Annotated in this window: 3 protein-coding genes; all 3 read right to left on the minus strand. The window is 43.6% G+C overall.

Annotated features, from left to right (window positions below):
• On the minus strand, nt 1-2,883 hold the full coding sequence (locus ACSF8X_RS21815; RefSeq protein ID WP_500851439.1) for an SNF2-related protein: 2,883 nt from the start codon (nt 2,881-2,883) through the stop codon (nt 1-3).
• Between the two features lie 125 nt (nt 2,884-3,008).
• Entirely contained in the window at nt 3,009-9,422 is a 6,414-nt protein-coding gene (locus ACSF8X_RS21820; protein ID WP_500851440.1) for a DEAD/DEAH box helicase, read from the minus strand.
• Entirely contained in the window at nt 9,423-12,737 is a 3,315-nt protein-coding gene (locus ACSF8X_RS21825) for an STY4851/ECs_5259 family protein (protein WP_500851441.1), read from the minus strand.
• Between the last annotated feature and the right edge of the window lie 4 nt (nt 12,738-12,741).

Genomic DNA, 12,741 nt, shown 5'->3' on the forward strand with positions numbered 1-12,741 from the left:
TTAGTAACCCTCGGAGCCTGTCAGTACTGCCACTACTTGGATGTATGGCGTTGATTCGGTTGTCATGGTGTCTTGGATCCAATCCAGATATTCATCAAATATTTGTTCAATTTCACGCTGACGTTGTGCTTTGCGATCCAGTACAATTTTCTCGGCTTGCTTACTTTCACCGAGATCAAGCTCTAACTGACGCATCTGTTTATTTTTCAACGCATCGAGCTTGCTCATTTGGTCGTTCAGTTTCTGGTTTAGCTTGCTCTCAACCTCGTCACGCATCGCTTGAAATTGTGGTAAAGCACTATCAATGGCCCGTGCCAGCAAAGCCTCCTGACGCTCGCCGTTACGCTCGCCCCCTGGGTTTGCCAAAGAACTGATATGGAAAGGATGTGCCTCAACAAAACGCTCAAACGTTTCAATTCCTACCAATTCACCGTCCTCGAAGCTAACCACCAGCCACGGGTTAACCATTGGATGTGACTTACGGTTCGGGAATAAACCCGACAAGATAAAGTGATCTTCATACGACTCAAACAGTTGTGTCATACGCATTACCGGTGCCTGATGACGACCAAAGGCACTCATCATTTTATCGCCAAGCCATTGTGCAACAGGGTTAATCGGCCAGAGATATTGAATAGCAGGCCATGCCGTTTGCTCACCACGACAACGGACGATTTCATGATTAATCACGTCCTGATTGTTACTCAAACGCAGGGTATATTTATTGTCTTCGGTCGGCTGAATTTCTGGCGGCAAAAATTTAAAACGCTGACGGAGATCTTTCGGCGCAAACAGCTCCAGTACACCATTTGGATCTGTATCAAAAATCAAATGATTATGAGGATCATTATGCTTCAGATACTTCAATGCCTGTTGGCAATATTGCAAGTCATCGGCGAACAGGCTGATTGCATCCACCTGTCCCGCTTCATTGTCACTGACTGGTGAGTCATCAAAGAAATCAGCAAAAATATCATCATCACTCTCGCTGGCATTGCCGTCATAGAAGCTATCTAAGTAAGAGGCTGCATCAAAATCCGTCTGCTCACTCAACATCTGATCGGCAACTTGTGCTTCTTCTTCTTCCTGTGAGTAGGCTTTGGTAAATTCTGAGCTGTCACCAATATTTTTCTGAGCCTGCTCGTCTTTTTCAATCAGCACCTCCAACACCCGCATATCACCACGAATCCGTGCATTCTCACACTGTGTAAGCAGATAACGAATTTGCGGCTGATACTGCTGACCATAACGGTCAATACGACCATTTCGCTGTTGGAAGACCATGAGCGACCATGGCACATCAAAATGAACCATCTTGTGGCTTAAGTGATGCAGGTTGATACCTTCAGACGCCACATCAGAACAGACCAACAAACGCAACGGAGAGTGCTCTTTACCGAAATCTTCAACCACGTCCATGATGTCAGTATCTGACATGCCACCATGCAGCTGTTGAATCGCGCCGTCTTTCAGGCCGAGATCGGCTTTCAAGTTGTTATAGAGGAAATCTAACGTTTTCAGGCTTTCAGTAAAGATCACCAAGCGATCATCCGATTTCGCTTTCTTCCATTTCAGATCGTTATTGATCGTTGTCAACAGTGACTGGTACTTACTGAAGCTGTGTTTGTCGATATTGCGTAACGATGCTGCCAATCCTTCCAGTTCTGCAATATCGTCCTGAAAATCAGGATCGTTCTTTTTCTCTAACCGCTGAATACGATTTTCAACGGTTGACAAACATGCCATCGGACTGGAAAACAGCGCTTTTTCAAGTGTTACTTTAAACAAGCGGCTGCTTTTACGCCCGCTATCCATACTTTTCAGCGAGCTCTCAACCAGGCGACGATACACTTCTTCTTCTTCAATCGTCGCTTTTGCATAAACGCGATCAATATGACGCTCAGGAAATTCTCCTGCCATCTGATCTTTTACGTCTTTCTTAAAACGACGCACAATCAGATTTTTGTCTTTAAAATCGTCGTAGCTGTATTCACTGGTATTAGCAATTGCCGTTGCATCCAGCATGTTCATCAAGCTCGCAAAGCTTTCAGGTTTACCATCGTGCGGTGTGGCCGATAACATAATCAGTGAGTCACTGCGACGTGACAATAACTTGGCCAGTTTACTACGCTGTGAATGACTGCCACGCTCAGCCACATTATGGGCTTCATCGATAATGATGATATCCCAATAAGCATTTTCAATGTAATGGCGGTATTCCACATCCTGTTTCAGTGTATCAATAGAGATAATGGCTTTATCGTAATAATGAAACGGGTTGTGGTTAGTCGGAATACGGTTACGCACTTTCTGCAAACCCGCAGAATCAAGACGCGTTAACGGAATAGAAAAACGGCTCCAGAATTCTTTTTGAAACTGTGTCAGCATTGACTTCACAGCCAGCACCAAAATGCGCTTACCTTTGCCACGCCGGATCAATTCCGAGACCAAAATACCGGCTTCCAGTGTTTTACCCAAACCAACAGCATCAGCAATCAAGATACGCTGACGCGGCTGTTGCAATACCATTTTGGTTGGATCTAACTGGAATGGCAGCGGATCCATTGCCGCTTTATGACCAAGATGCACACTTTCATCTGTTGGTACACGCTGGCGCAGCATACTTTCGATGTAAAGTTTAGATGCACTGTAAGCCGGTGAGTCATCCTCCACCAGCATGGTGCTTTTGGGATCAAGGATCTCAATATGCTGTTCTAATTCCGTCAGGAAACGGCCTTCTTTGCCGCGAACCAGTTCAGAAATGCCTTCACAGGTAATAAGGTGTCCGCCATCTGAACTGTGATCCACTTTTTGGATCACCCATTCTGCATCACGGATGACAATACGCATTCCTGGCGCATAGTGTGATTGATTTTGTGCCATTATCTTCTCTTTTCGGCCTGCAATATATGCAACGTTGCTATTGCCTACATAGTATGAAAGTTTAGGTACTGCCTCCATGACGGAGGCAGTAAATATAACTCGAACGCTGTTTTTATAAACGACGGTTACTTAAAGCCAACAATGATGTAGCTTGAAAGGAAACTTGGCGCAGCCAGCTGGTACTTCATACCCGCTAAACGCTCCACTTGCTGCTCACAATCGCTAAAGAAATCAAACTGGGTGTACCCTTCAATTTTCCAGAAACCTAACCCATAGTCGAAAATCACATAGCCTTTCGTGCCATCCAAAAACTCAATTTCCAGCTCTCGGGCGTGAGCCACTTCCCCTTTGCGCGGATCTCCGGCAGAAACATGAATGTCACCATTCCAGCTGGCTCCCAGATAGCCATCAGCCAGCATCGTCTTCAGTACGTTTTCTCGATCGCTGTCTTCACACCAATCATGGAATATTTTCTGTTGGAAACTGGTGCTGTTTTCCAAGCTATTAGCGCAAACAACCAACGTTGCATTATCACACTTTGCCAACTCATTAAGCTTGGTGACAATTTCACCAAAAATGCGCACGGTCGCAGGACTCTTCAGAAAACGGTCGTTGTAACTCACCGTTTTAATTGCCATCCCACTTTTTAGCTTTGTCATTAACGCAGAATGATTTTCTTCAATAAAGCGCCAGAATGTTGCACCGAAATCATCAATCGAACTATCAAGCTGATGTTGGAATGTCACTCGCACATCACTGGTTGAATCAACAGGCTGCAGGGCTTCAAACATCACATTTTTGCCTACAATTGCCATCGCACACTCAACCTGAGAAGCAGAGACAATCACCCCTTCAGTCGCGATGCCCCATATTTCAGACAATGATGTGTTGATTGTCTTATCGGCGGCCCATACGGTATAATGTGACCCTTTGTCGAGCCAAACAATGCGCTTGCCGTTCTCTGTAAGCAAGTACTTGTCATCCACAACCTTGAGCTCTATCGGATTCCCCGGTAATTGCTGATAACTGGCCAGCTGTGCTTTAACCGTATCATCTAACTCTGCAACATCGGTTTCAGAAAGAATTAACTGTACTTTGCCATTGTAATTCACCGCATAACGGAGCAAATCTTCAACCAATGGCCAACGGTCCAATTGCCACGTTTCCGTATTGCCAGACAACAAAATACCACAACGGCGTACATTGCCCTTGCCTAACTCAAGCCGTAAGCGATCGACCATAGGAAGCGTTTCAAATTGACTGTCTTCCCCCAGATACTGATGCTCTTCAGAGAGTTCAAAGCGGTTTGTCATTAATGGGCTGACCCATGGCATCGCCGCATTGTGATTCAATTTATCGACAAAGAACTGAGTATCGTAACTTAGCAAGCAGTGATGACATGCACTGTCACAACGGCATGTCAGTACTTCTCGGGCTTTTTCAAACACGGCTTTCCAACCATCCGTCATTTGAATGGAATAACCCGCGCCCCCCGCCGATTTATCGAAAATAAAGAGAGAATAAGTAAACTCCCCTTTTTCATCTTTGGCCTGCTGAACCGACACACCTAACTCAGAGGTTTCAATCCCTAAATGGCGAGCCAGTCCTTCACGCAGCGATACTGCCAATGACCACGCTTGTGTCTCATTGCTTAACGAAGCACCGTCAAAATCACGCAACTGAATTTCAATCACGTCTGTTTGCGCACTGTAACCCAGTTGTAAGTCTGACATGACTTTACCGTGACATAGTTTGGCTTCTTTACCTTCACCATCGTTGGTTGATTTACCACCACGCAGTCGATAGTGGGTATTTTGGAGATCTTGGCGTACCAATGACTTCGCTTTTCGCCCTTTCATAATCTGCGAGTCGGCACGACCACAGCTTAAGCACACAGAATATCCAAGGTTAAATTCACCTTCGGTATAGTGATAAATTTCACCTTTGCTACTGAAACGATATCGTCCCATTGTTGGATCCGGTAACGGCAGCCATTGTGAAACCGGTAACAATACCCGTGGTTGTTTGAATGGCATCTGACGTGGCTGATTCACGTCATTATGCGATTCATAACAAATGTCTGTCGCAAAACCGATAGGCTGCAAATAACGGTGAATATCGTCTTGCTTCAACTTCTCACCACAATGACTACACGCCGTTGGCCATGTTTGCTGTGTGGACCCCGCGCCACAACTTGCACAATGCCAGAAATAAGGAAGATGCTGAGAATCTCCCGTGAGCTCTTGTCCACTAGCCAACACTTTCCCGAGCATAACGCCACCACTGCGGAATACTTTACCCCCCAGTACTACATCAGCACCTGGTGCGTATTCTCGCAAAGCCGTTGGCAAATCGCGACTTGGTAAGCTTGCGAATTTTTTCGATGACCGCTGCTCTGTTTCCTGGCCTGCGACATCTTTCGTATCACTTGACGAAATGCGTTTAAAACCAAGTTCTTCAATTGTCTGGTAGTTAAAGTTCACGACCCCAACAGGGAAACCATGCCCTGGCAAAAATGCTTTTGTTGCGAGTGTCGAGAATAAATAGGCTCCTCGGAAATCCCGTAATTGGAACATCACCGATTTACCGGCAGGCGTACCTTCCCAGTTTTTATCTTCTGCCGCCAATTGCTTGGCATTATCCAGCATGATATCCAACTGCTCTTTCCAACGTTCTTCCACATAACGAATCGAGTCTAAGACTCGCGCAATCAATGCTTTGACCGACAAGTGTGCCAGTGATGTACCTTTTACAATACGTTGAACATCTACTGTCCATTGATTGCGGCTACTCTCCTGTGCTAACTGCTGCAGCCAGAGAATAAACTTATCGCAATGACTAACATCACCTTCAAAGAACCATTCACAATTTAACTTAGTCGCATCTTTGGTTTTCTGGTGCAAAAAGCTACCAAGCGCAAATGCATTAACGTGACGCTGTACAATGGCATCACTTTGCAAACGTACTTGTGGAGGCTGACAACTTACCGTAAATGGCCATAATGTATTGTGATAAACCTCCATGCCATGAGCTGTATTTTTACAAAGCGTAACGGCGGCGGCGGCGGTTTCACCTCGACGCCCCGCACGACCTGCACGCTGTAGGTAGTTAGCAGGGGCAGGAGGCACATTATTCATTGCCACTAAAGACATACCACCAATATCAACCCCCATTTCCATGGTTGTTGAACAGTTAAGCACGTTGACGCGCCCCTCTTTAAATAAGGCTTCATTGGCTTTATTAACATCAGAATTTTGTTGTGCCGAATGCTCTTCAAGGCGATACCACGATTCTTTCATCGCAATACGATCGCTTCGGTTCGGCCACATATTCGCCTCTCGTGCTGCCAGTACAACCGGATTGGTTTCAAGCCATTCAAACCGTTCTTCTTTTGGCACAAGGGAGTCATCATCATTACGCCAATGCTTTTTCGGCAATAATGGCATATCAACCACTGTCGCTTTGAATACATCCCGTAAATCTTTGTTGGGCAAATACGGCGAATAGCCACAGAGGGTCACATCCAAAGCCTTTCGGGTATATGGACAAATCCACACTTTTTTGGGCGCTGCAAAGGTCACCTGTGACTTCAGATCAAGCTGATAACCCGATTCAAGCGTATGCAAAAAAGGCTTAATATCATCCCATGCTCGTTTCATCAGTGCATTAATTTGCTCTTGCCAAAATTTTTCTTCTGGCTGGATTTGTGGGAAGGCGGCCAATAACAACTTGATGATACGGTTGTAGCTATGCTTGCGAATTTGAGGCCATAGCAAATCCCGTTTTTGCTCAGCATTTTCCACTCCTGGGCCTTTCAAGATCTTTCTTGGAAATTTAGCCCCCATCCAACGTTGATAATGTTCATTATCAAAAAACACGGCACTGTTTTCACGGATATAAAAATCAAGGATGATTTTCAGAAGGTTACGCCATTCTGCAACCTGTTTATCACTCTGTGTCACCAGCCCATGCCACTCAGTGGGAACCGTAAGTACTTTTTCTAACGCTGGGTATTGGACGGAAACCAAGCCGAGACTTTCTAATGACCATGTTTTCTTTGGTCGACGACCAAACTCGGTATATAGACAAAAATCCGCATATTGCTCTTTCCCAAGATTTAGCCCCGATAACGTATTCAGACGGCCACGCATAGTGTCAAAATCCGAACGACTATTTGCAAGCTGCTGGGCCATCTTTTGCCAAGTCAATGAGGATGCTGATACTTTCCCTGAGCCGGAAAGTAATTTTTGTAGCGGATCTACATATTGCATCATTCCCATCATACCTAACATAGCTGGCATGCCTTCTACAGCGGTTCGCTGCTCAGCAGGAAGATCTTCACCATTAACCAGTTTTCGCAATGATTGTGCTGCCATTGCCATCATTGGATTTTGCTCGAGTTGACAACACAGCTCTTCAACCTGTAGCAAAGCATCACCAGACGCTGATGCTGCACTGTCAGGATCGGTAAGTTCATGGTAAGTCAATGTACGTAATGTATTACGATCGGCATCCTGCTGGAGACGGGCAGAAATACGAGCTGTGCCTTGACGAGAATCGGTAAATGTGAGTAATCGCTTACCTTGGCTCGGCCCCATTCGTTCAGTTTTATCCGTCGGTGCAGGTGAGAACTCCAACATTGTTGGGATCATATCCCCCAAGAAGAACGGCGCACCAAGACGAGCGTAACGAAATAAACCACCATTTTTAGCTTCTTTTTCACCACAACATCCACAACGAAAATGGCTACGAGTATCACCATCGGATTCAGATTGAATAGGGCGAAGCATGCTAATACTTACCGCATTTCCTTCTTTAGGGGATAACAGTCCAAAATTACTGGCTTGTATACCCAACTGCCAGGGCTCTCCCCCCTCACCAATTAATCTTTCAAATCCCGTGCCGCCCACCTCATTATCTGCACTTTCATCTTCTGGCTGATCGAGGTCTAGCACAAACTCATCTTCATCAAGATCAAGCAAACGAGGACGCAGATAGCTGCTTCCTTGATGTAACTTTTCCTCGCAAGCCAGATATGACGACCCACATCCTTGGCAACTCACTAATTCAAAAATAGGAGCACCACAGCCACAGGTGTTTTTTAATTCAGTATAAACCTGTCCAAAATGCCATCCATCATCTTGTAGAACCGATGATTTTTCAGAGCACGTTGAATTACTGCAGGCCCACAACCCCGACGTCGTCCTTTGATACGCATGCATACGAAGAGGTGTAAATGCTTCCTCTTTTTTAGCACTCGTCATTAAATCAAGTGTTTGAAGCACCTGTTCTTTCGTAATTAAAGGCTCGATAGACTTGGCAACATGATGTAATTGAGACAACTGAAAAGCAGGCATTGCTTTCAAGCCAAACTTCGCCAATACTTTTTCATCATTAGCAAACACCTGTCGCAGAAGGCGTGTGAGCGCATAATGATTTAACTCATCATAGAGTGCCTCTCTGGACAAGGACTTGAAATACGCCAACTTATCAAACGGAAAGTCAATACTGGCCGAGTCAATCTCCGGCAACATCGGGATATCTCGATAACCACGAACTACTTGTACTTTCTCATCAATTTCACTCTCAGAAACACCTGCAAGATCTGCAAGATAAAGTGCTAACTGACGATTCCCTTTCTTTGTGTCTTCACCGATCGTTGCCGATGTGGCAATAATTTGAACAGGATAATCAGTACCTGGACCTACACCAAATGCTTGCATCACACGACGCAATAACAAAGCAAGCTCGGCGGCTTGAGAACCTACGTAGGTGTGAGCTTCATCCAGAACGATATATTTGAGCATACCTTTCGACTGCTCAAGAATAGGTTCATCTTCTTTACGTACCAGCATGTACTCAAGCATAGTTGCGTTGGTCACTAAAATTGACGGTGGATTTTCCCACAGCTCTTCACGGCTGAGAACTTGCTCTGGCTTAAGCAGCTGATCCTCCTTAACTCGTGAACGGTAACGTTCTGTTTCACCATTAAATAATGCAAAACGAATATCGCCTTTAAAATCCTTGGTCCACTTAGACAATCGTTCCTGCTGACTGTTAATTAATGCGTTCAATGGATACAAAAAGAGAGCTTGTGTCCCAATCAACTTATGTTTTTTCTGTTTTTGCTGACGCACCAGATCTTCAAGAATTGGCACCATAAAACATTCTGTTTTACCTGAACCCGTACCACTGCTCACTAACGTTGACTTTTTACCTTCAAGAATCGACTTCCAGGCCGTTAGCTGATGTTTGAATGGTGAATCAATACCTTGTAGGACTTCGACCAAATGCTCAGAGAGTAAATCGCCTTTCAAAGACGACATGGTTTCCTCAGCTTGTTGCCAAGGAAACATAGGCTCAAATACAGGATCTGCCATCAAAGCACCTTCAGTACCCGGTGCTGCAGAAAAGGTTTGGCGAAGGTAATTCGATAATGGCTTACTTTTAAAAGCGTATTGACTAACGACTGAACGCTCTGCTCGTTTTTGTAATTGTTCTAATAGTGGCGCAAATTCTAGTTGTATTTTCTGTTCCATTTACTTCACCAAATTATTCTGGAAATAGTTAAAGAGTGGGCCAAAATGCTCTGGCGCCTGCTGGTACGCTAAATTGAGCAACGGCTGCAGCAACTTATAGCTTTCAACTTCTTTTGAACTTAATAATGTCAATGCTGCCCAGACCATGACATGGTTTACTGGAGACTCAATATCTTTAGAGTACTTATCTTTCAACCAATAAACATTCACCGCATCCTGTAGTGGCTTATTGGATTTGAAAGCGCTTAAATAGATTTCCTTAGAGAATCCTTCCAGCCGAGAAATACCATCAACCAATCGTGTTAAATCCTGGATGGCTTTCGTTGCTTGTTCATTGGTTGCCATTTCAATACCGGCCAACGCTTTTCCACTTAATTGCGATAGTTTCGATAAAACAAGATCAAAACCTTTTCTTGAACGCCAATCACGAATAGCGAGGGATCGAATCATTCCCTCCATCATTAGCAGCATTGGACCAGGCACATTCATTTTATCTTGACAATCAGATGCAAACGAGTCGATCACGGTTTCCCAATCAGCGAGAGGTATTCCCCCCCAACAAAATCCTAACTGATTTTCAAGTTGCCAAATCTGCTCATGCATCCCTTTGAACATTGCGTTGAATAGCAAAGCCAGTAGTAACTTCTCTTTGTTAGCTATTTTCTGCAATATTGGAAAACTCTGCGGATGAAATTGACGAAATTTCAACTGCCAATCCAATAAACTAAACCATTCCATTGATGAAAGAGAGAGTTCTAATTGAGAAATCAATTCATCTGCAGCATTAATATCAAAGAAAGCACGATGAGCAAGTGAGAGATTATTAACTTTTTCATCACCAACTTTAATAACAATTTGATTAGTTACAATTGACTCGTCAACTTCACCATAAATCAACCAAACACCTGGTTTATCCAACAAAGGAATAATACTTGCTCCTGTTTCATCACAAGGCAATTGTTCAGGCTCTTTATCTAAATCCGTAATGTCTAACGCAGAAAAACTCACCAATGAATTAGACTGACTAGATGTATTCTTAAAGAGAAGTTTCGTTTCACTCAAATAAATAGGCTGTGGGTAAACCGAAACTGATAGTGTATTTTCTTTACAACCCGCAGAAAAAGCCCTCAGTGTTACGACCCCATCTTGAGGTTGCCCCGACAGTAGCCCTTTTAATGGCGCTTGAATAGCATTCAAACAAAACGCTTTTGTTGTTGTATCTTGCGGTTGCATCAAATACTTTATTTTCAGTAAATTATTTTTGTTTATCTCTAATTTCGTGTTTTTTTGTTCTAACTCTAACCAAAAATGTCCATCTTCACCTTCGGTGTGAATACCTTCAGCCCTTACACCATAGAGTTGATCTACGCCTACATAATCCTCAATGCCAACAGCACTACTGCCCGTGAAACGACAGCCTTTTGCTGGAAATGGGATATGAAGTTCAACAGGTTCACAACTAGGCCAACACAGTTTCAGCTTCAGCGGTTGGTGATATTCTAACTTGGAACAAGCTTTGATTAGATATGTACCTTCGCTGCCTTCGACCAATAAGTTCGCATATTCACCAGAATTAAGATCTTGTATAGAAACGTTTCCTAAACCAGAAAACTTTATGATCCCACTATTATCAGAAATAGGTGTTAGTGATAAATGAGTATTCGCAGGTAAAATGACACAACGAGTACTGTGCATGACTTCACCATTAACCATCTGACGGATTTCAACTTTACCTAATGGTGCTTGATCACTAAATTTATACCATGTAGCCATCCCCCCCTTAAGTTTCCGCCAGTATAAATCGGCGCTATCGAGAAGACTGTAATCAGCCCCATTAACTTGATAAATTATTGGTTCACCACAAAAAATAGGATATTTACACCCAATATTTTTAAATGATGTTCGACCAAAAAGAAAGTGTGGAGCCTCTTCACAATCTTGGCTTGTGCGTACAGTACAGTGCTGCCCATCCTCTAACGTCACAATATAATCACCTTTAATAGGTAGAAGATATCGATCACATTCATTAATAATTTGCGGAATACCAAGCTCACCGTCTAAATCTAATGTTAAAAAACAATTCTTCATTGGCATTGCTATGTAGACTTGAGATGACGTAGTTGAAAGGCTACCGGAGCCAATCATTCTTAACGCATTTGAGTCATCATCAAGCGGGTCTAGTACCCAAGGTAAGTCATCAGGTAATGCAACACCACCAGATGGAACATAACTCCCAATCAAGTTGTTTCCATCAAAGAGATCAAGACGAATTTCTCTCAGGGCTGCACTACCTGTTATCAACTTATTAGAATCAGGATACTTCTCCACAGACCAAGTCTCATCTTCATTTCTGCTTAATAGAGCAAGATCTGTACTCTGTTGATTTGAAATTCCCCGTAATAACAATCGAGTCGCAGTTGTTGATACAGGAATACTAAAACACTGTGCCAACGCACCGTGCTTTAATGATAAAGGAAGCTTATATTTAGCCTCGCAATGCCAGCACTCTTCATCATCTTTAATCCAATCACGCTGAATTTTCAACGTTGTGCGAAATGACGAATTTTTTTCATCAACGCTAAATACCGCTTTTGCTAACTCTTCAGCATCATGCTCACTCAATACAACAGGTAATTGGGTGTACCAATCAGGTGAAGCAACTTTAATTTTATCGACAATGTTCTGACGATATGCCCCCGATTTTTTTGCAAAAAAATTCAGCTTGTCACAAAACTCACCCGCTAAGGTAAAAACCACATCATTTCTTAATGAGTTTGGTAAATAATCTTCAAGTTGTTCAGCGATATCCGCCGCACATAATTGAGAGTTCGTGTTCTGACGAACCCCTGATAGTACCTTTTTAAAGTAATCAACCAGCGTACCTTTGTTGTTCACCATCATCTTTAATGGCAAACCGCCTTCTAACACTAATGTAAGAAGATAAGCCGGATTATTACCTTTAACTCGTAAAGGACGTTGCCAAAATGTCAGGCCCTTTTCTGTCAGATACGTTAAGGACGAATTGGAAATTTCAGGCCACTGCAGGGCACTCGTGATATCATTCCAACGAACATGCCCTGTCATATGATTACGCCGAACCCACTCTGCAGTGTAGAGGCAAAATGCCTCATGGACATAAATCGGGGCTCTTTTCCCATGCGTCATAAACTTACCCATATTGGTAAGCAATTTCTCAATATCTCGGTATTGCTTATCAGTACAGCGATAAGCGTACAGAGGTTTACCTGTAGGCATTGTATGCCCATCTTTAATAAAAACCTCTTGTAGCAACTGATAGAGTGGATTTGGCGCCATTAAT

The organism is Photobacterium panuliri, from assembly GCF_059920555.1.